Origin of the sequence: Marinobacter sp. HL-58 (genome assembly GCF_001314605.1) — a bacterium.
In the GTDB taxonomy this organism is placed as follows: domain Bacteria; phylum Pseudomonadota; class Gammaproteobacteria; order Pseudomonadales; family Oleiphilaceae; genus Marinobacter.
Genome location: NZ_LIHP01000010.1, coordinates 231,498 through 251,947, shown reverse-complemented (window position 1 = coordinate 251,947; position 20,450 = coordinate 231,498). Strand labels below are relative to the sequence as shown.

Here is a 20,450-nt window from a genome sequence, read left to right as displayed (position 1 = left end):
AGGGGGCAATGGCCCCGTGGCATAACAAGCCTTCGATCTCAGAGGATACTAGGTTCATGCGCGCACTATCCCAAGTTAAACCGGCATTACTTTTTCTTTTGCTGGTGTGTGGTTCCGCCACGGCGGGCCCCCTGGCCGATTCAGTGCTCCGGGCATCACCCATTGACGAGATCGTTGCCCAGTATCCGGCAATGATGAGCCAGGGCGTTCGTGAGGGGCTGAAGCAGAGTGGCCGCGTGGAGCCGTTTGTTGCCAATACGGTCAGCAGTGTTGTCAGTAACGCATTCAGTCCCGAGGAAATTCGTGCCCAGGTGGTTGAGGACCTGGATCAGGGCCTGGATGATCAGCAGTTGAATTCAGTGCTTTCCTGGTACGAAACACCCCTGGCCGAGAAGATATCCCGTATGGAAGTTGCGGCCTCCAGGCCGGCTGCCTGGAAACAAGTCGAGGCCGCCGCAGCGGGCCTGCAGGAGAAATACGAAGGCAGCGAACGGGAGACGCTGTTCGAGCGTTTCGACAGGGCAGCCCGCGCCACCGAGAGCACCGTTGATACCACGGTTGCGGTCCAGCTGGGCCTGGCCTCGGCCATGGCCGCATTCAACGGCAACAAAGGCGCCTCCTTCGAGCAGCTACAGCAGAAGATTGAGAGTCAGAGAGGCATGCTGCGGGGCATGGTTGCGCAGCAGGTCTACACCGGTTACCTCTATACCTATCAGCAGCTGAGCAATTCCGAGCTCAAGGACTACATTGAGTTTCTTGAGAGTGACGCCGGTTCAGCGTTTACCCGGGTGGTCACCAACAGCATCCAGCGCTCCATTACCGAGCCCGTTGAATCGGTTGGCAGCCAGCTGGTGCGGTTTTTCAATCCAGGATAAAACCGGTCGGGTTTGAAAACCTGCCGGTTTGGGTCCAGTCTCCAGTAGTACCCTTTCCTCCGCTCGGAGACTGTCCAATGGATTTTAATGCCTACCAGAAAACCCTGGCCAGAGAGCTCAGGGGTCGGGAATGCCCGTTTCCCCGGAGTGAATACGACCAACGGCTCGAACAGCTCCGAACCAGGATGGCTGAAGATGGTGTCGGCGCATTGCTGCTGACGGACCCGTCCGATCTTTTCTACCTGACGGGTTACAGCACCTTCGAGGTGTCTGTGCACGTGGCGCTGGTGGTAACCGCCGATGCCCTGACGCTGCAGGTGCCCTCCATTGAAACCGGCCCCGCCATGATCACTACCCGGGTTGATAATGTCCTCGGTTACCGCTGGGAGGGGATTGCCGATGTACTGGACCCACTGGCGCAGGCTCTGCGCGGGCAGGGCACCGTGGTGGGGGTGGACTACTGGCACGGATCCCTGCGCCAGGGGGTTCTGGCGGGGCTCAAACAGCGATTACCGGACATACAATTTGCAGATGCCTCCACTCTGCTGAAACCCATCCGCATTGTAAAATCCGCCGCGGAAATTGACTGCCTCAGGCAAAGTGCCCAGATAACCAGGCAGGGGATACAAGCCGCGGCAAACGCGGTGCAGCCGGGGATGACAGACAACGACATCGCGGCAGTGGGGGCGCAGGCTCTGTTGGCGGGTGGCAGTGAGTTCATGAGTATGCAGCCCATCGTAACCGTGGGGCAGCGAAGCAGTGTGATTCATACCAACCACAAGCGCTGTCGGGTGGAGGATGGCGATCCGGTATTCCTGGAATTCGGCGCTGTCTGGCAGCGTTATACCGCGCCCATGATGCGTACCGTAGTGGCGGGTGAGCCCACTGCGCGGATGCGCTCCGTATTCGATGGCTGCCGCCGGGTTGTGGATGCCTTGAAAGGGGCGATGGTGCCGGGCAGGACGTTTGATTCAGCCGCCCGTGCTGCCGAGCAGGCCATGGCCCCGCTGGCTGGTGAGGTGTTTTTCTCCGGGGTATTCGGCTATACCGTGGGTGCGCAGTTTCCTCCGTCATGGGTGGAAGGGTCCGGCTTTATTGCCCGTGGTGAAACTACCGAGTTCCGGCAGGGGATGGTCTTCCATCTGCCCATTTGCCTGCGCATTCCCGGATTATGGGGTATCGGCTGCAGCGATACGGTTCTGGTGGGAGAAAGCGGAGCAGAACCCTTGACCTCCAACCCCTGGCAATTGGACTGAGCGACCTTGCTATCGGTTTGGTTCCGAAAGTGAAGCCTGGGGCCGGGTGTCGAAATAGGCATTGTAGCGGCCGTCTTCCCGAAATGCTTTCAGGCCCCGGTTAAACGCTTTCCGGAGCTGCTTCGTTTCCGGTTCATCCACCGGGAACAGCAGAAAGCTCTGATTTTCGGAAACCGGCTTGGGGTGATGCGTAATCTTTCGCGCCTCTTCCGGCTCCAGTTCCCTGCGAAGAATATAGTAGCCAACGTTGATTTCCTCGGGAAAGGCATCAATACGTCCAAACAACAGTCTTCGGAAATTGAGCTCTGTGGAGGCCACCCATTCCACATTCAGGACGTCGTTTTCCACGGCCCTGTCGAAATCTGATCCATAACTGTAACCGATACTGCCACCGAGCCGGAGATCCGAAAGATCGGCCATGCGGCTCCATTCAAAAGGGGCATTCTTGCGGTGGAATAGCACAAAGCGTTCGTTCATGACCGGGTCGCTGTAGACAAAATCCTGTTCCCGGTCAGCTGCGCGCATCCAGATGGCGGTTGCATCATGTTTACCGGCGGCCGCTTCCCGGTAGGCGCGCTTCCAGGGCAGAAAGTGAAACTCTACCTCATAACCCTGTTCTGCAAAGATGTCCTTCACCAGCCTGGCGACGTTACCCTGCCCGGGCTCATCCTCAACGAAAAAGGGAGGCCAGTCACCAACGCTGATACTCAGTTGCCGCTCACTATCCTCCGCGAATGCAGGAGCCGATCCCAGAAATATCAGCGCAACCATTTGCGCGATTACCAACTTCATTCAAATGCCTACGGAAGAGAAAACTGCACGGTAAACGGAAGGCGTCTTCAGAATACGATTGTTGACAATAGTAGATCAAATGCGGCGATACGTCATTCCAACCTGATAACACGCAGGTAGGCGGTTTTCGGTTCCGTCATACTGGAGGTGAAGATACCCAGCCGCCGGACCGACTCCATATCCATGCTGCGACCGGCAGGGGCGTTCCTGATCCGATCCAGATCCAGCCTGAAGCGGTTTTGTCCGGGTGACAGCACAAGGCGGGTGTTGAAGCGGTCATTGTAGGCATTGTCGCCCAGATCATGAGCAACGTCGTTGATTCGCAGGGTCAGGGGCAGAGGGTGATCCTGAGGGTTATAAAGAACAATCACCAGTTGGCTGTAGTCTCGCCAATCTCCGGGGAAATTGTGAAGAGAAACACCGGAATAGCGGCTGGTGGAGAAAGATATCCTGAGAGCATCAGGGCGGTTGCCTGCTGCATCGTCTGAAACCGGCTCGACGGGGCCTTTCCAGAACGATGACGGGTCGGGCTGGCTGAAATCGTAGAGTGCCGGCAGTAACTGGCTTACCTGGTATTGCTGGATGGCTACCCTCGCGGTTTGCCCCGCTTCAAGGATCAACATCGACACCACGATGATTCGCAAAGACCAGATCTCGAGCCGCGGGATCCCGGTGTTCGGCGTTCGCGGGTAAAAGGCCAGTACGGCCCAGACGCCCACCAGATTGCGGTAGACATCGCGCCAGTCCATGTCGCGGCTGGCCCCATACTGAAGGAGCTCAATGCCCAGGCCTATGAAAAGCACAGCGAGGGTGGAAAGCCCCCAAAGCCTCCAGCCGGTCCGGAACCGCCAGGGCTGTATGGCGATGGTCAGCAGGGCAAAAAACAGGGTATGGCCGAGATTCCAGGCAGACTTGTACAGTGGTCCGTCAGTCCATCCGGGGCCGCCAATGAAGAAGAAGGGGGTTATCAGAATGACGCCCGCAAGCGCCAGATATTGCCACTTCCTGGTCTTGCGGGCGGGGTTGTCTGCTGGCAGGTTCGGGCCCATCAGCTCCGGCTGGTAACTTCCAGCAGGTGGTAGCCGAACTGGGTCTTCACCGGGCCGAGAACCTTGTTCACTTCACCGCTGAAAACCACCTTGTCGAATTCCGGAACCATCTGGCCGGGGCCGAAGGAGCCCAGGTCACCGCCATTGCGGCTTGAAGGGCAGGAAGAGTGCTGCTTCGCCACTTCCGCAAAATCCTGGCCGCCTTCGATGGCCTTCTTGAGCTCTTCACATTTCGCTTCGCTGTCTACCAGGATGTGGCGTGCGGTTGCCTGTGTCATGTGTCTGATTCCTTTGTTTCGCGTGGTTTGATATATCCGAGGCTGAAATGCTGCCCGCCCGGGGCCGCCGAGGCAAGCGCTTTTTATCCGTGTTTCTGCTGTCTCACGGTTTTGCACACAAACCTGTACAATGCCGGCTTTTCTTGACCGGCCTGTACCGGCACTCACTGTAGATAGGTTTCCTCCTTGATTTCCACCGCAAACATTACCATGCAGTTCGGGGCCAAGCCCCTGTTTGAAAACGTTTCCGTCAAATTTGGCAATGGCAACCGTTACGGCCTGATCGGCGCCAACGGCTGCGGCAAGTCCACGTTCATGAAAATCCTCGGGGGCGATCTGGAACCCTCCGCGGGCCAGGTCATGGTGGACCAGAACCAGCGCCTGGGCAAACTCCGCCAGGATCAGTTCGCGTTCGAGGACTGCACGGTAATCGATACGGTCATCATGGGCCACGAAGAGCTCTGGCGGGTGAAGGCGGAGCGGGACCGGATCTATTCACTGGCGGAAATGAGCGAGGAAGACGGCATGGCCGTGGCGGACCTGGAGGTTCAGTTCGCCGAAATGGACGGTTATACCGCTGAATCCCGTGCCGGCGAATTACTGCTGGGCCTGGACATTCCCCTGGACCAGCACAATGGCCCCATGAGTGCCATGGCGCCGGGCTGGAAGCTGCGGGTATTGCTGGCACAGGCCCTGTTTTCCGACCCGGATATCCTGCTGCTGGACGAGCCCACCAACCACCTGGACATCAACACCATTCGCTGGCTGGAAAACATCCTGGTGGCCCGTAACAGCACCATGATTATTATCTCCCACGACCGCCACTTCCTGAACAGTGTGTGCACCCACATGGCGGATCTGGATTACGGCGAGCTGCGTCTGTTCCCGGGTAACTACGACGAATACATGACCGCCGCCACCCAGGCTCGCGAGCGCATGCTGTCGGATAACGCCAAGAAAAAGGCCCAGATTGCCGAGCTGCAGCAGTTTGTCAGCCGCTTCTCCGCCAATGCCTCCAAGGCCAAGCAGGCGACTTCCCGGGCCCGCCAGATCGACAAGATCCAGCTTGAGGAAGTCAAACCCTCCAGCCGCGTCAGCCCGTTCATCCGCTTCGAGCAGACCAAGAAGCTGCACAGGCAGGCCGTCACCCTGAAAGACCTGACCAAGGGCTTCGATAATGAAATCCTGTTCGACAAGCTTAACCTGAAGATTGAAGCAGGGGAGCGGGTGGCCATTATCGGCCCCAACGGCATCGGTAAAACCACCCTGATGCAGTGCATGGCGGGCAACATGACGCCGGACAGTGGCGAGGTGAAGTGGACCGACAGTGCCCAGGTAGGCTATTACGCCCAGGACCACACCGCCGATTTCGACGAGGATATGAACCTGACCGACTGGATGTCGCAGTGGACCACCGGTGGGGAGCAACTGGTGCGGGGCACCCTGGGCCGCATGCTGTTCTCGGGGGATGATATCGGCAAGTCGGTGAAAGTGATTTCAGGTGGCGAGCAGGGCCGTATGTTGTTCGGCAAGCTGATCCTGGAGAAACCCAACGTCATGCTGATGGACGAGCCCACCAACCACCTGGACATGGAATCCATCGAGGCCCTGAACCTGGCCCTGGAAAACTACCCGGGCACGCTGGTGTTTGTCAGCCATGACCGGGAGTTCGTGTCGTCCCTGGCCACCCGCATTGTGGAGCTGAGTGCCGATGGCCTTACTGACTTCAGTGGCAGCTACGATGATTATCTTCGCAGTCAGGGGTACTTCTGAGGATGGCGGGTTTCTGTGCAGTAACGGGCGGACAGGGCTTTCCGGGATACGCGGTCAATGAGTCCTTTTCCGTTCGGCCTGCGCGCCAAGCCGGTCGATACTCCCGCATTGCGAACGAGGGGGCATAAATTGGCTCTGGTCGCAAAGCGAACGTTCAGGTAGGGGGAGAACTGTCGCTGGTGGCAAGATCTTTCATGGCACTCTGCGAAATCGTTTGAACCGATTGACCGGGTCGGTTTGTGGGCCGACTCTTCCCTAAAGCATGCGTTTAAGGGTGTCGTCCCGCTTCACAAAATGGTGGATCAGCGCCATACCGACGTGACCAACAATCAGTGCTGTCAGGGCCCAGGCCAACGGTGAGTGCAATTGGCCCAGCATGGCGGCCCAGGCGATGTCATCACCCTTGGCGAAAATATTGATACCGAAAGCCGAAACGCCGTAGCCATTGCCCACCATAAACAGCATGCCAGTCACCGGCATTAGCAACAGCCCCAGATACAACAGGCCGTGGCCGGTTTTTATCAGCGTGGCGATCGCCGGGTCCTGTTCCGGGCGCTGCCCCCGCTGGGTGGTTGCCCAAAACAGGCGCACAACAATCAGCACCAGGATCAGAGAGCCAATGGAAATATGAAATGGCACCAGTGTCTGGCCCACCCAGTGCTCGCCCTCGTTAATACGGTCCCCGAATTTGAGCAGTTGCCATATCACGAGCAAAGCCATGCCCCAATGTAGTAATTTACTAACCGAGCCATAGCGTTGTTTCGAATCATTGATCATCATTTTCTCCTTGCTAAATTGGGGCTTAACCGAAGCGGAAGCCAGACAGTTGTGTTTTCATCACCTGTTGTGTGTAGACCCGTTGACCGGCGGAGTCACCGGCCGCGCCGGCAGCTACCATCAGCGGGATCAGATGTTCTTCATGCCCGCGCGGGTGGCAGTCCAACGCGTGCGGCGCGTCCATCCAGTTGCCTAGGCGTCGAGTTCGCTCCTCACCGCCTGATTCGACTGTATCGCTAAGCCAGCGATCAAACTCTTCTGACGGAGCCGTGTAACGGTAGTCGCCGTAGCCGCGCATGTTATGGAAGCTCATACCGCTGCCGACGATCAGAATCCCCTGGTCACGCAACGAAGTCAGCGCTTTACCAGCAGCTAGATGGGCGTTGGGGTCTAAGTCCATACCCAGTGATAGCTGCACGACCGGAATATCCGCCTGCGGAAACATCAGTTTCAACGGGATAAACATACCGTGGTCAAACCCTCTCACCGCTTCCTCCCGGGCCGCCAGGCCTGCATTTTCCAGTAAGTCGATCACCTGCTTCGCCAGTTTCGGATGGCCCGGCGCTGGGTATGTAAGCTCGTAGGTATGCTCGGGAAAGCCGTAATAGTCGTGGATCACCTCCGGGGCCTGGCCAGCGGTGACCGAAAACTCCGGGGCCAACCAGTGCGCGGAAACTATCAGAATTGCTTTGGGCCGCTCCGGCAGTTCACCCTCGATGGCCTTCAGGAAGGCTGCCATGTCATCCCAGGTGTCCACCGGGTTCCAGTCCATAAAAAAACAGGGGCCGGCGCCGTGCGGAATAAAATAAACCGGCTGCCTCGCTGCGGGTGTCGAAGATGTGCTCACGGCCGCTTCCTTAAACTTTCATAAATAATGAACGCACTATAACCAACACAAAAAAGTGTGAGAATATGCTTTTTATCACCAAGAGCTTTAACCGAGAGTGTGAAATAGATGCTGGATCGTTTTACAAGCATGCGCGTATTTGTTCGGGCCGCAGCTGAAGGCAGTCTGTCTGGCGCTGGTCGAAAGCTACATATGTCACCAGCCATGGCCACCAAACACGTAGATACTCTGGAGGTGAGGCTGGGAGTAAAGCTACTGCATCGGACCACCCGTCAGCTGACGCTCACGGACACCGGCCGCGAATACCTGGGCGCGTGCCAGCGCATTTTGCGGGAGCTGGATGAGGTAGAGTCCGATGTCTCAGCTCAACGACACGAAGCCACCGGCCTATTACGGATGAATGCTCCACTATCATTCGGGCTGCGCTTCATTGCACCACTCATTCCTACTTTTACCCATCAGTATCCAATGGTCGAAGTAGAGCTGGACCTGAATGATACTCGCCAAGACCTGCTGAAAGACGGCTGGGATCTGCTCATCCGCATTGGGCATTTGGAAAACAGTGAATTGAGAGCTCGGCGAATAGGTGACTGCCCAATGGTCATTTGCGCAGCACCGGCCTACCTGGCCCGCCACGGCACCCCGAGGCGTATTTCAGAGCTGTCCGGTCACAATTGCCTGAGTTACACCCTGTCACCACAGCAAGCTAACGGCACCTGGGCTTTTGGACGGAAAGGCGATATTCAAGTGCCAATCAAAGGTAACCTCAAAGCAAACAACGGAGATGCCCTGCTTTCTGCCGCGTTGCATAGCCAAGGAATTATCTACCAGCCTCATTTCATCGTTTCGGAAGCCTTGGCCAGCGGTGAACTGGTCGCACTGGAACTCGATCATCCACCGCTGGAGATTGGAGGGGTGTACGTTATGTTCCCTCCGGGCCAGCGCTTGCCTCTCAAAGTGCGGGCCATGATTGATTATCTGGCAGAGGAGCTTGGGAGGCTCCCCTAATTGCAAGCCTCCCCTTGGCACCAACGACTGCTGCGATTATCTAAACCAGAATATCGTCCATGTGATTCGCATCGAAGGCATCGCGCCTATACTGCCATTGCGAACGGCAGTTTAGCTTCTCATTCGTTTCCTTCCCTTATTCGCAGAACCTGCGCCTGAGTACAGTCCCTCAACATTTCTAACGCCCCCAGTGCTGTCCCATTGCCGATTACAAACGGGTGCTTCTCGCCTTGCTGACGTTCTGCCAAGGCCTTAATGCGCTTTGCAGAGCCGTCTCGCGTAGGGTGATTGGAGATAAACACGTCGACATTGGCGGCCTTCGCTTCCTGGCGGAATCGTTCGGCTGCCTCGGAATAGGACTGGATACGGTCCTCAACGGGACCATAGTTAAGCCCCGTGCCGCCCCACAGTGCGGCCATGTGACGCTCGCCGTTGTCGTAGACCGGGAAGATCAGCGACACAGTACCCGGCGTATGGCCCGGCGTTACATGCAGCTGGACAGTCGTCTCTCCAAGTGTAATGGTGTCTCCATCGTTAATGGAGATATCCCGCTTCGGACGCTCACCCCAGCGAGGACTGCTGAAATCCAGAACAGGTTGCTCCAGAATGGTCCACTCAATATCACTCATTACAACTTTCGGCTGGTATCTGGACACCAGCAATTCCTGGCCACCATAGTGGTCACCATGGCCGTGTGTGATAACCAAATACTGCAATTCGTTTGGATCAAGTCCGAGAGTTTCCAGACCATCGACAATATACTTTTCCGCTTCAGCGTTATTGTTCAACGCGTCGATGATGATCAAACCTTCTGATGTTTCGAGCACCCAACTGGCCACTCCGCCAGTGCCTACGTAGTAAAGATTGTCAAAGACCTGGGTGGGTGCCAGATGCTCCGAGCGCCTACCGGAGCGGTCCTGCTTCTTTTCACCCTCCGAACGTTTTTCAGCGGCATCGCGTATCGGCTCATCGATGTTGCAAATACTGATAAGGCCGGGGAAATCCTCGGCATGCTCCAGGCCCCTCGCTGCCATTTCGTGGGCGGTCAGGTTCTCCGCCGAGACTGCTACAGGCAGGGCCGTCGCGCAGGCCAGGACGAACAGAACAAAGATCGTGCGTATCATAATCATCCCTTAAAATGCTCCAAAACCAATGTTCAGGCCAAGCCAGTAACGCCTGCCATCGCCCACATAACCGAATTCATCGAAGGTTTGCGGCTCGTCGAATATGTTGTAGATGCCCGCATGCACTTTGACATTCTCGGTCGCCTGCCAAGAGCCTCCAATATCCGTCAGGGTCGTTGCCGGCGATTGATTGGTGTTCCTGGCTTGAAGATTTGACGGCTCACTCTCTTTGCCACGATGGTTGACTTTTACCCAGCTTCTGGTGGCCTGATTGATCTGCCAACGGGCATTGAGAACTAGGAGATGCTCTGGGATCTGGGTCAGTGGTTGCCCTTCATTTTCCCCGGAGGTCTGCTTGGATCGGGTGTTGGTCAGGCTGGCATCCAAGGTCACGCTTGGCAGCAGCTCCGCGCTGACGCCCAGCTCCACACCTCGTGTCTCAGCGGTATCGACGTTAATATTGTATCGAGCAGTAGCAGGCCCGCAGAGGCTCTGAGGACAGGCAACGACCATCAGTTTGTCTTCAAACGAATTATGAAAGACGGTCATATTGGCCTGAAAGCGGTCGGATGGCCGGTAATAGAAGCCCAATTCTGTATTAACCGAGGTTTCCGGTTCCAGATCCGGGTTGCCGTAAATATCGCCACCCCGACTCTCCTGAACCCAGTTCGGTGAAAGTTCCCTGAGGTCTGGCGTTCGGTATCCGGTTGATACGCCAGACTTGAGTGTCCACGCCTCGTTGATATTCCATACGCCATAGACACGGGGGCTAATGTGACTGGCATATTGCTCGTTGTCGTCCAGACGGGCTCCCATAGTCAAGGTAAAGCTATCTGAGACCAACCATTCATCTTCAGCAAAGACGGACCATTGTTCATTGTTGATCCGGGTAACGCTACCCGAATGCGTGGTTTCATCCTGCAGCTCGTTGTCTTCGTAGCCCACACCGAGAGAGAGGAGATGGAACCCCACTGGAAGTGACACCTGGCTGCTTGCGGTGCGGTTTTCGATCGTAATGTCTCGGCCTTCATTTTCGATAGATTCGTTCTGGAAAAACGAATCCGTGGTGAATGAACTGTACGAGCCTGAATGATCCAATGACATGGCTTGGCGATTATTGATGGTTTCGCCACTATTGCTTCTAACCGGCAGGGATTTACCCGAGGTGAACGTTCTTTCCTGTTGGTATCCGGCGTACGTCAGAGTGAAGGTATCGTTCTCTGTTGGGGTAAGGTCCAGAGCAGCTTGGTAGTTGGAGAGTTCATTGCCACTGAAGCCTCGCTCGATATCATCTTCACCTCGGTCAAAATACGCCGCCGAAATCTGAAGCCCCAGCAGCCCATCCACAAGCGGGCCTGATGCATTCACCTGAGTACGGTATTCATCACCCGAATCGGAGTTTTCTTGAACAACCGTTTCTGCACGCAGGGTTCCTCGCCAACTGTCACTGGACTTACGAGTAATGATGTTGATCACGCCACCAACGGCATCAGAGCCGTACAGAGTCGACATAGGGCCCCGGATAACCTCGATATTCGATGGTTTCCAGAGGGGGCAGCCAACCCTGCTCAAGACCACTGCTTCCATTTGGCTGAGATTCCCGACCGGATACTTTCCGCCCATCAACCATCAATAGCGTATATTGGGCAGGCAGACCGCGAATGGTGATGTCTTTGCGCGAGCCTCCACCGGATACCACGATACCCGGCAGGTCCTCGATGACATCGGTAACATCACGGTAAGAGCGGTTTTCAATGTCCGACCGGCTAATTACCCCAATGGAAGCCGGAGCCTGGAGAATCTCCTGCTTATGGCCCGTTGCAGAAACAACAATCTCGTCAAGTTCAACCGCATCAGCCTGTACCTGGATCGCGGAGGTGGCGCCAGCTATCGCAATAGCTGAAGCCATCAGGGTAGAACGGTTGCGCATGAATAACTCCTTAGGTTGGGCAACGTTTACAATCTGTCACTTTTCGCATTTGCGAATCATTATCAGTCGCGTAAACATTACCACACCGTAAGGGCTCAGGTACTGGAAGGATATGTTCCAATTTCCGGAACAGTGCTCGCCGAGGTCCTGACATTACCGGCCCACCCGTCGGGAATACAGGTCCGCAAATGAGCGATGAAGGCTCTGACCCTGCGCGGCAGAATCCCATGGGGGTAAAGCAGAGTGACCGGCAAAGCCGGCCCATACCATTCTGGCAAACAGCGCTGGAAGCTATCGGGATGAGCCCGAAGCCTGCGTTCAGCCAGCCAGATCGGCATCAAGCCCAGGCCCCGGCCCGCCGCAATGGCGTCGCCCTGTACCGTCAACTGGTCGACCGTTAGGCGGCGATCAGGCAATGAAAGCGGGTATTTTCCCTGTCGTGAATGACGCAGGTTAACCTCCGTATTTCCTGCCCCCAGAAGATCCGCCCAGGAGTGGCGAGCAAGCTCGCCGGGGGTTGCTGGCGTCCCATGCTCACGAAAATACTCTGGACTTCCATAAACCCCCTGTTCGAGCACTCCCAGAACTTCTTGGCGCAGACCTGTCTCACCGGTCTCGCCCAACCAGATACAAATACCGTCTTCAGCGGTTTCTGGCAGTTTTCTTTGGGTATGAATCGTGACACGGAGATCTTTGTGTTCGCTCATGAAGGACTCAACCACACGGGAGAACCAACCGCGCACAAAGGATTCATGACAGCGGAGTTCCAGCTTTCCGGTCACCTCGGCTTTCAGTTCATCCAGGGCCTCTCGGCCCTGCGCAACCAGCTCAAGAATGTCGTTGCAATAACGATAGAACACACGCCCGGCATCATTGGGCACAATCTTCCGGGATTGTCGGAGCAGAAGGGGCTGACCAACTCTCTCCTCCAATTGCCGAATCCTCCGGCTAAGGGTGGACTTGGGCAATCCCAGATCGCGAGTGCTAGCCGTCAGGTTACCCGTTCGCACCACCGCTACAAAGGCTTCCAGTTCCTGCAAGTCATACATGAATAGGTTCCACTATTTGCAACTAACCGTTCTAATTTATCACTTCAAAAACCAAACAAGAACCATTATCATTATCTTTCGTAAATATTGGCTGATTTCCTAACGCCTGCCCGACGGAGCCCCCTTGACCATGAATCGCTGTACCCAAGCCTCGGGAAAAAGCTTTCGAAACACAATTACAGCGCTGATGCTCAGCGTTGTTGGGCCAGGCATCCTCCAGGCTGACCCTCGCTCCGTTGACACGGCTTATGGTCCGGTACCCGTCTACGGCCAACCAGAGCGGGTGGTGACACTTTACGAGGGCGCGTTGGACACAACCCTGGCGGTTCAGGCCAATGCTGTAGGCGCTGTGATTACCCGTGGCGGTAGCGACGTTGCTGATTACATCAAGGCCAGAGCCGGCGATATCCCCATTGTCGGTTCGCCAGCCGAAACCAACATTGAAGCGGTGATTGCCGCCCGACCCGATCTGATTCTGGCGGCCCCGCGCACCAGTGAGCAGCAGTATCAGCTGCTGTCCCGAATTGCACCGGTCATCGTATCAGGCGCGCCCCTGTTCCAGCCGGATAGCTGGGAACAGCAGACCCGATTGTTCGCCAAGGCTCTGGGCCGGGAGGACGCTGCCGAACAGGTTATTGCGCGGGTGGAATCCCGCATAGCCGAGGTTGCCGACCTGGTGCAGGCCCGCATTCCCGAAGCTCAGCGCGACGCCAGCCTCGTTCGCTGGATGCCCCAGGGCCCTCTGGTGATGTCAGCCGGCCTGTTCTCTGCATCGATTCTTCAGGCGGTGGGTTTCCAGATAGACAACAACAATCTGGTCAAGGAAGGGCGCCCTCATAGCGAACCACTAAGTCTGGAAAACCTGTCCCGCATGGACCAGACCTGGGTATTCCTGGCGACCCTTAATGAGGATGGCGATAAAGCGCTGACGGCGGCCCGCCAGTCCCCGACTTTTTCCCGGCTCAACGCAGTCGAGAATGACCGGGTGATAACCGTAAATGGACAGCTCTGGACCAGCGCATCCGGCCCCTTGGCTGTGCTGGCCATCCTCGACCAGATCGAGACGGCAATCACCGCCAGACAGCTCTGAAGAAGCCAATGGTGGAGCGTCAGCACCAACATCGTCTGGTTGCGTCTCGCGCCTTTATCCCACCGCTTCTGGCTGCGGGATTATTCCTGCTCATGGTGATACTGGCCAGTCTGCTCAATGGCGCCGGCCCGGTATCTGCCATCGACGTTATGGCGGCACTGATGGGAGCCGGCACCGGGGAAGCGTTTTTCGTCGTTACCGAACTTCGGTTGCCACGCACCATCATTGCACTGATAACCGGCCTGGCACTTGGCTTGGCAGGGGCCATTCTGCAGTCGATGACCCGCAACCCCTTGGCCGAGCCCGGATTGCTGGGGGTTAGCGCAGGCAGCGGGTTTGCCGTTGCCTTAGCCATACTTTGGGGTGCCAGCACAGCCACCATTACCACCATGGTGGCCCAGCTAGGCGCGCTGGCAGGATGTGCGCTGGTTATTGCCGCCACCCGGGTTCAGGGCCTGGGCAACGATCCGGTACGACTGGTGCTGGCCGGCGCGACCCTCTCCAGCCTTCTGATGGCGCTGACCTCCATGCTGATGCTGATGGACCAGCGTGCCGCGGACGAGATCCGCTTCTGGATCACTGGCAGCGTGGCTGGTAAATCGCTATCCATGCTTTGGGCAACCCTGCCTTTCATTCTGGTCGGGCTCGCGTTGATCGGCATCCTGGCTCGGCCGTTGGCAGCCATGGCCCTAGGTGAAAAAGCGGCGGTCGGCCTCGGCCATCATCCGGGGCGGATCCGGTTTCTGATTACTGTAACCGTTGCCCTGCTGGTCGGTTCCGCCACCGCCCTGGCCGGACCGCTGATTTTTGTCGGGTTGGTGGTGCCGTTTATTGCACGGGCCTTTTCCGGCCCGGACATACGGAAGACGCTTTGGCTGTGCGTGCCTATTGGTCCAGCAGTGGTGCTGGGGGCTGACGTGGTTTCCCGCCTGATTGCAACGCCCTCGGAGATGCCTCTGGGTGTGGTTACCGCCCTGATCGGCGCACCTGTGTTGCTGGCCATTGTACGCGCAGGCCGGATGCCTTCTTTATGAGCTCAGAAATCACGATGCCCGATACCCGTAACACCCTGGTCAATCTTGCACTGTTCGGTCTGATGGTTCTGATCCTGTTAACCTCTCTCTCGACAGGCACTGTGCAAATATCGCTATCCGACACCGTGAGTGCCGTGGTCGGCAATGCAGACCCGATGACCGATTTCGTAGTCAACGAGCTGCGCTTGAGCCGTGTCGTAGCCGGTTCATTGAGTGGCGCAGCACTGGCCATGGCCGGCTGCCTGATGCAGACCCTCGCCCGCAATCGCCTTGCCACACCCGGCATTATCGGCATTGATAACGCTGCCACCGCGTTCGCGGTGGCGTCTGTGGTTGGCGTTGGATTATCGCTGGCACCGTCGGCGATGGCACTGGCCGGAGCAGCCGCCGCCACCGCCATTGCTTTCGGCCTAGCTGGCGCCAACGGCACCCGGGGCTATCGTTTCATTGTCGCCGGCATCGGGATTGGAGCCATCGCCGGCGCCGTTACTCAGCTGATGCTCAGCCGGGTGGCCATTGACACCGCCAATGCCGCGTATCCCTGGACCGTAGGCAGCCTGAATGCACGCGACAACCGAAGTGTGCTCATACTGGGCATCGGGGTTGCGGCCGGTTACCTGATCCTGATGTGCGTCACGCGGGCACTCAACACCTTGCAGTTCTCAGATGCTGTGGCCATTGCCCTCGGTACCCGCCTGAGAGCCGTCCGGATTCTGGGGCTAGGATTATCGGTGATGCTGACCGGTCTGGCCGTGTCGGTATGTGGCCCGGTTGGGCTTATAGCACTTCTCGCACCAGAGTTGGCGCGGGCACTCTGTCGACCGGGAAAGATCCCTCTGACCGCAGCGGCCCTGGCCGGTGCCAGTTTCATGCTTGTTGCTGACCTGCTGGGGCGAATCCTGCTCGCACCGCTGGAAATTCCGGTGGGCATCATTACCGCCATCGTCGGCAGCCCCTACTTACTCTGGATTCTGCTTAGACCTTCGCCACGGAGCCTGACATGAGCCATACTAAAACCGCGACCCTGAAGGCTGAATCCATTACGCTTGCCCATCGCCAGTTCATCGTCGCGGAAAATCTGAGTCTTTCGCTGCCTACTGGCAAAGTCACTGCGATTGTGGGACCCAACGGCTGCGGAAAGTCGACTTTGCTGAACGGACTGGCCCGGATTCACGCCCCCCGCGAAGGCTCAGTGTTGCTGGACGGCAAAGACATCCATCGACTGCCGTCCAAAGAGGTAGCGCGGAAGCTGGCGCTGCTGCCCCAGGACAATACGGCACCAGAAGGTCTGACTGTGGCAGACCTGGTGCGGTTTGGCCGTCAGCCCCATCAGGGTTGGATGACGCAGTGGTCCAAAGAGGATCAACAAGCCATTAATCAGGCGGTATTGGCAGCCGATGTGGCCGATTTGTCCGGGCGAGCTCTGGACACCCTCTCTGGCGGCCAGAGACAGCGGGCATGGATTGCCATGGCCGTTGCCCAACAAACGCCCTTGTTACTGTTGGATGAACCCACCTCGGCATTGGATCTGGGCCACCAGATCGAGGTATTCGAGCTTATTCGGGCTCTCAGTCGCCAGGGCAAAACCATAGCCATGGTGGTGCACGATCTGGTCAATGCCTGCCGCTATGCCGACCACATGGTCGCCATGAAAAGCGGAACCATTATCGAGGAGGGCACCCCGGCAGATATTGTCACGCCAGAGCTAGTTAAAGAGTTGTACGGTGTTCACTGTGACCTGTTACAGGACCCAGCAACAGGTTGTCCGCTTCTGGCAAACCTGCGTCCCTGCAACTCATAAAAGGGCTGACTCGAATGTTCGCTCTTGTTTAAAAGGCCATCTTGCCTCGGCCTGCCTCCTTACTGATTTGTGCGCTACACTTAGCCGCCATCCATTTGCCTGATCAGTCCGTTCACCGCATTTGCAAACTGTACCGGTGAGTCTTCCTGCAGGAAGTGGCCGCCGGTCAGAGTGACGTGGGGCTGGCCTTTGGCGCCCGGTACCAGGTCCTGAACGTATTTGTCGCCTCCGCGGGTTATGGGGTCGCCATTGCTGAAGGTGGTCAGGAACGGTTTTTGCCACTGTTCCAGTACCTTCCAGGCGGCGCGATTGGCTTCGCTGGCGGGATCGTCCGGCTTCACCGGCACCAGTTTCGGGAAGGCGCGGGCACCGGCCTTGTATTTCTTGCCGGGAAACGGGGCATCGTAGGCGCGGCGTTCATCCGGCCCCAGCGTGCGGAAGCTGCCGGTGTTGATGATGCGGGCAATGGGAAACCAGGGGCTGTGCAGTGCAAAGTTCTTCCACAGCTGAAACGCCCTGGGCACCGGCTGGTCGCCCGTCGGCGGCACAGATGGGTATCATATGGCGGTAGAGGTAGGACCAGGATGGCTCGCCGTGCATCATCAGCACCGGTTTTGCGTCGGACGGGCCTTCATCCACATAATGCATGCGCAGGCCATCGACTTCCACGTAGTGGGGGTCAAAGGGGTAATCCAGCAGGCGCTCGAATCGTTCGTCCGGTGTTCTCAGTACGTCCATGGCTGTCTCCGGTGTTGGTCACGGAATTATTGTAAGCTTGCTTAACATACCATGGCTTTGCTGGTCCTGTGGGCCATGTTTCAGTTAGATTGAAGGAGTTAGTTTGGAAACGTCAACAATCGAACAGGCCACCCAGCAATGGCTGGAAGAGGTGGTGATTGGCCTGAACCTGTGTCCCTTTGCCCGCAAGGAACTGGTCAATAACCGGGTCCGGTTTGTGGTCTCCCCGGCGGAGTCTGAAGAAGAGCTTCTGGGGGATTTGCAGGCCGAATTCCTGTTTCTGGATGAGCACCCGGAGGTTGAAACCACACTGCTGGTTCATCCCGGAGTCCTGTCGGAGTTTGACGACTACAACGAGTTCCTGGCTGCAGCCGATGGCCTGCTTGAACTGCTTGAGCTTGACGGTGTCTATCAGGTTGCCAGCTTCCACCCGGACTACCGCTTCGCGGGTACCGGCGACGGCGATGCGGAAAACTACACCAACCGGTCACCCTTTCCCATGCTTCACCTGCTGCGGGAAGACAGCGTTGCCAGGGCGGTGGACTCTCACCCAGACCCGGAGGCTATTCCCCGGCGCAACATTGCCTTGATGGAAGAGTTGGGCGCTGATGAGATGCGCCAGCGGCTTTCCAGGTTGCGTTAGAGCGCAACAGGGCCTTCAGGCACTCTTACAGCTTGAATCTCTTGATCTCTTCGTCCAGTTGGTGGGCAATTTCGTCAAGTTCAGCCGCTCTCCTGGCCGTTAATTCGAAATCAGCAGCGACATCGGCGACGCTATCGCTGGTGGCGTGGGTGCGCCCGGTAATCTGTTCAGCAACTTCCTTCTGTTCTTCCGTGGATGCCGAAACCTGGGTGTTGAGCTCGCTGATCCTGGTGATGCGGTTCAGGTATTCCTGGAAAGCCTGGTGGATGTGATCGACGCGATCGGAAATGTCTCCGGCGTTCTCTACGCTGGAGGAAATGGAATCGACGGCATTGCGGGATCCTGCCATAACGGAGTCCACTTTCTGGCGAATTTCTTCGGTGCTTGATTGCGTCCGGCTCGCCAGAGTCCGGACTTCATCAGCAACCACAGCAAATCCTCTTCCCTGCTCGCCGGCTCTCGCCGCCTCTATGGCGGCGTTCAGGGCCAGCAGATTGGTCTGCTCGGCAATGCCGCGGATGACATCGAGAATCTGTTCAATGCCGACCACTTCCCGGTCCAGGGTTTCAATCACCTGGCTGGCGGACTGCATGGCTTCGCGCAGTGCGTTGTTAGCGCTTACGGCCGTATTGACGGCGGTTTCGATGTCGTGAGCCTGGGTTTCGCTGTGTTTTACTTCGTCATCGGCTTCGCGGGTGTTCTGTGCAACCTCTTTGACATTGGCGGTCATCTGGGTGGCGGCCGTTGCCACTGACATCAGCTCCTGGCTCTGATCATTCAGGCGGCTGCGGACGGATTTTGTGGCTTCTGCGGAATCCCTGGAAATCGTATTGATATCGCGGTTCAGTTCGGCAATCCGCGCGATCATGGCTTTGATGTTGTGAACCAGTTGCTCGGTTGATCTGGCAATTTCGCCAATTTCGTCCCGGGCATAATGGCCCACCTCACCGCTGAAGTCGCCACTGCCGACCTGCTTCATGTATTGATTGAGTCGATGGATGGGGCGCCGCACGCTGCGTACAACGAGCCAGGAGACAATGAGGCAGAGTAGCAGTATGAGGCCGGTGACAACGACGACAATCCTGAGGCCAACATCGGTCTGTTCCAGTGCCTGGTCGCTGATGCCCACAACGGCTTCGTCCACCTGTTTTGAAAGTTCCTGAAACCCGCCCCCGGTCTCGGCAAGAGTGGCCTGAACGCCTTCGACTCTCTCCGGCAGAACACTGCGGATTTCCGCAAACAGGTTTTTCTGCTGCGCGATCAGGCCATCATTCGAGGTTGTGAGGCTTTCTACTTCATCGAATAACGGTTCCATTTCCTCGTGGTAGTCCGCAAATGCGGGATCCGCGTCGACCTGGTCAAGAATGTCGAATGCCAGCCGGGCGACACCGTCGAGGGTGTCTCTCAGGTCTGTCTGGACGTCGTTTATAACACCCAGGCTGTCAGCCAGTGAGGCATTGACTGCAAGCAGGCAGGCAGTGTCGAAAAGTCCCTGGAGCTGATAGGCGAGGGCGATGGCATCCACCTGCTCCATATTCCCCAGATTGCGCTCGAAAATGGGCGCCGCTTCTTCTCTGAGAGCACTGATTTCTTCACGAAGCTCGGTGATACGTGCTTCCGCATCGATTGACCGCTCATGGCTGTTCATATTCCTGGTGACCAGCTTGAACTGCTCCTGTGCCTCCAAAGCGTGCTGTTCCAGTTGTGACTGCAGCCCAGGCACCTCATTGAGAAGAGGATAGTTTTTCTGGAGTTTTGCCGACATGTCGTTGAAGGTGTCGATGTCAGCAGTGACCTTTGAGCGAATGTCTGTGAGCGCCCGTGTGTCTCGCGCATTGTAATGCTCTGCAGCACTGGTGCTGATGTCCTTGAGGGTAAGGCGGGCATCCGCGAGGGCCTGTTTTGCCGGTAAGGCTTCAGTGACCAGAGCGTCCAGTCCCTGGCTGGACCGTTGCAGGCTGAACAGGCTTGCCAGAAGTATCCCGATAACCCCCAGCCCGACGAGTCCAAAACCCAGGCTGAGACGACTCACAAGAGTGGGGCTGAATAGATTAAGCCAGGAGAAGTATCTGTTCGGGAAGCAGGAGCGGGAAACCGTTGTTTGCGCCATAGTTCAACAAGCCTGTCTGAAAATCCTCATTGAGTGTCGTCATGGTGTGTCACTGCCAGCTTTATTCTTATAGGTCATATGCAGGATTATTGCAAACGATTGCATAAATTGGATGCACTTCCTCTTCTGGGTTCGATTTACCGGTTCTGTTCAGTTGCCTCACGAATTTTTAATTGCACACAGATAATGCGCTCAATCTATATTTCCATTGGTGGTGATGCCTTTTGTCATGTTTTCCGGTGACGGCTATTGGCAGGGCCCTGTTCGCTCCCTAAA

21 protein-coding genes are annotated in these 20,450 nt (G+C 56.9%); 9 read left to right on the top strand and 12 right to left on the bottom strand.

Annotated elements, in window-relative coordinates; translation table 11 throughout:
• The first annotated feature begins 56 nt into the window (after positions 1-56).
• Positions 57-875, top strand: a complete 819-nt coding sequence (locus tag HLUCCO03_RS08395; RefSeq protein WP_027832854.1) for a DUF2059 domain-containing protein — start codon at positions 57-59, stop codon at positions 873-875.
• A 77-nt stretch (positions 876-952) separates the two neighbouring features.
• On the top strand, positions 953-2,131 hold the full coding sequence (locus tag HLUCCO03_RS08390; protein WP_027832853.1) for a Xaa-Pro peptidase family protein: 1,179 nt from the start codon (positions 953-955) through the stop codon (positions 2,129-2,131).
• Positions 2,132-2,140: 9 nt separating this feature from the next.
• On the opposite strand, the gene HLUCCO03_RS08385 is transcribed toward HLUCCO03_RS08390, so the two are convergent.
• The 3 genes from HLUCCO03_RS08385 to HLUCCO03_RS08375 all read right to left on the bottom strand — a co-directional run bounded on the left by HLUCCO03_RS08385 (position 2,141) and on the right by HLUCCO03_RS08375 (position 4,250).
• Positions 2,141-2,923: an ABC transporter substrate-binding protein gene (locus HLUCCO03_RS08385; RefSeq protein ID WP_027832852.1), complete on the bottom strand. Its 783-nt coding sequence runs from the start codon at positions 2,921-2,923 to the stop codon at positions 2,141-2,143.
• Positions 2,924-3,015: 92 nt separating this feature from the next.
• Positions 3,016-3,972 (bottom strand): succinyl-CoA synthetase subunit beta, encoded by a 957-nt coding sequence (locus tag HLUCCO03_RS08380; protein ID WP_027832851.1) that lies wholly within the window; start codon positions 3,970-3,972, stop codon positions 3,016-3,018.
• Entirely contained in the window at positions 3,972-4,250 is a 279-nt protein-coding gene (locus tag HLUCCO03_RS08375) for a peptidylprolyl isomerase (protein WP_027832850.1), read from the bottom strand. Before HLUCCO03_RS08375 ends, HLUCCO03_RS08380 begins: the two co-directional genes overlap by 1 nt.
• Positions 4,251-4,436: 186 nt before the next feature.
• On the opposite strand from HLUCCO03_RS08375, the gene HLUCCO03_RS08370 reads away from it, so the two are divergent.
• Positions 4,437-6,023 (top strand): ABC-F family ATPase, encoded by a 1,587-nt coding sequence (locus HLUCCO03_RS08370; protein ID WP_027832849.1) that lies wholly within the window; start codon positions 4,437-4,439, stop codon positions 6,021-6,023.
• Positions 6,024-6,278: 255 nt separating this feature from the next.
• Here HLUCCO03_RS08370 and HLUCCO03_RS08365 read toward each other — a convergent pair whose 3' ends face one another.
• Positions 6,279-6,800, bottom strand: coding sequence for a cytochrome b (locus tag HLUCCO03_RS08365; RefSeq protein WP_027832848.1), 522 nt, complete (start codon positions 6,798-6,800; stop codon positions 6,279-6,281).
• 25 nt (positions 6,801-6,825) lie between these two features.
• A complete protein-coding gene (locus HLUCCO03_RS08360) occupies positions 6,826-7,647 on the bottom strand; it encodes a class III extradiol ring-cleavage dioxygenase (RefSeq protein WP_027832847.1) in 822 nt (273 codons plus the stop codon).
• 108 nt (positions 7,648-7,755) lie between these two features.
• On the opposite strand from HLUCCO03_RS08360, the gene HLUCCO03_RS08355 reads away from it, so the two are divergent.
• A complete protein-coding gene (locus HLUCCO03_RS08355) occupies positions 7,756-8,655 on the top strand; it encodes a LysR family transcriptional regulator (RefSeq protein ID WP_027832846.1) in 900 nt (299 codons plus the stop codon).
• A gap of 119 nt (positions 8,656-8,774) precedes the next feature.
• Here the strand turns inward: HLUCCO03_RS08355 and HLUCCO03_RS08350 are convergent, their stop codons facing one another.
• The 4 genes from HLUCCO03_RS08350 to HLUCCO03_RS08335 form a co-directional block, all read right to left on the bottom strand.
• Positions 8,775-9,779, bottom strand: a complete 1,005-nt coding sequence (locus tag HLUCCO03_RS08350; protein WP_292016665.1) for an MBL fold metallo-hydrolase — start codon at positions 9,777-9,779, stop codon at positions 8,775-8,777.
• A 9-nt stretch (positions 9,780-9,788) separates the two neighbouring features.
• On the bottom strand, positions 9,789-11,291 hold the full coding sequence (locus tag HLUCCO03_RS08345; protein ID WP_292016664.1) for a TonB-dependent receptor: 1,503 nt from the start codon (positions 11,289-11,291) through the stop codon (positions 9,789-9,791).
• Positions 11,269-11,709 (bottom strand): TonB-dependent receptor plug domain-containing protein, encoded by a 441-nt coding sequence (locus HLUCCO03_RS08340; RefSeq protein WP_292016663.1) that lies wholly within the window; start codon positions 11,707-11,709, stop codon positions 11,269-11,271. The genes HLUCCO03_RS08345 and HLUCCO03_RS08340 overlap by 23 nt, the downstream gene beginning before the upstream one ends.
• A gap of 95 nt (positions 11,710-11,804) precedes the next feature.
• On the bottom strand, positions 11,805-12,758 hold the full coding sequence (locus HLUCCO03_RS08335; RefSeq protein ID WP_081813580.1) for a LysR family transcriptional regulator: 954 nt from the start codon (positions 12,756-12,758) through the stop codon (positions 11,805-11,807).
• Positions 12,759-12,945: 187 nt separating this feature from the next.
• Between HLUCCO03_RS08335 and HLUCCO03_RS08330 the strand changes: the two genes are divergently transcribed.
• The 4 genes from HLUCCO03_RS08330 to HLUCCO03_RS08315 are packed head-to-tail and all read left to right on the top strand — an operon-like array spanning position 12,946 to position 16,683.
• Positions 12,946-13,848, top strand: a complete 903-nt coding sequence (locus tag HLUCCO03_RS08330; protein WP_155939974.1) for an iron-siderophore ABC transporter substrate-binding protein — start codon at positions 12,946-12,948, stop codon at positions 13,846-13,848.
• 8 nt (positions 13,849-13,856) lie between these two features.
• The gene (locus HLUCCO03_RS08325; RefSeq protein WP_036197641.1) at positions 13,857-14,882 is read left to right on the top strand and encodes an iron ABC transporter permease; all 1,026 of its coding nucleotides are present in this window, start codon (positions 13,857-13,859) and stop codon (positions 14,880-14,882) included.
• A complete protein-coding gene (locus tag HLUCCO03_RS08320; RefSeq protein WP_292016662.1) occupies positions 14,879-15,886 on the top strand; it encodes an iron chelate uptake ABC transporter family permease subunit in 1,008 nt (335 codons plus the stop codon). The genes HLUCCO03_RS08325 and HLUCCO03_RS08320 overlap by 4 nt, the downstream gene beginning before the upstream one ends.
• Positions 15,883-16,683: an ABC transporter ATP-binding protein gene (locus HLUCCO03_RS08315; protein ID WP_027832838.1), complete on the top strand. Its 801-nt coding sequence runs from the start codon at positions 15,883-15,885 to the stop codon at positions 16,681-16,683. The genes HLUCCO03_RS08320 and HLUCCO03_RS08315 overlap by 4 nt, the downstream gene beginning before the upstream one ends.
• An 80-nt stretch (positions 16,684-16,763) precedes the next feature.
• Here HLUCCO03_RS08315 and HLUCCO03_RS08310 read toward each other — a convergent pair whose 3' ends face one another.
• On the bottom strand, positions 16,764-17,207 hold the full coding sequence (locus tag HLUCCO03_RS08310) for a hypothetical protein (protein ID WP_292016661.1): 444 nt from the start codon (positions 17,205-17,207) through the stop codon (positions 16,764-16,766).
• Positions 17,101-17,421 carry a hypothetical protein gene (locus HLUCCO03_RS08305; protein WP_292016660.1) on the bottom strand — a complete coding sequence of 107 codons (321 nt, stop codon included), beginning with the start codon at positions 17,419-17,421 and terminating at the stop codon, positions 17,101-17,103. Before HLUCCO03_RS08305 ends, HLUCCO03_RS08310 begins: the two co-directional genes overlap by 107 nt.
• A 103-nt stretch (positions 17,422-17,524) precedes the next feature.
• Between HLUCCO03_RS08305 and HLUCCO03_RS08300 the strand changes: the two genes are divergently transcribed.
• Positions 17,525-18,064 (top strand): DUF1415 domain-containing protein, encoded by a 540-nt coding sequence (locus HLUCCO03_RS08300; RefSeq protein ID WP_027832837.1) that lies wholly within the window; start codon positions 17,525-17,527, stop codon positions 18,062-18,064.
• A 25-nt stretch (positions 18,065-18,089) separates the two neighbouring features.
• Here HLUCCO03_RS08300 and HLUCCO03_RS08295 read toward each other — a convergent pair whose 3' ends face one another.
• Positions 18,090-20,096, bottom strand: coding sequence for a methyl-accepting chemotaxis protein (locus HLUCCO03_RS08295; protein ID WP_036197639.1), 2,007 nt, complete (start codon positions 20,094-20,096; stop codon positions 18,090-18,092).
• Between the last annotated feature and the right edge of the window lie 354 nt (positions 20,097-20,450).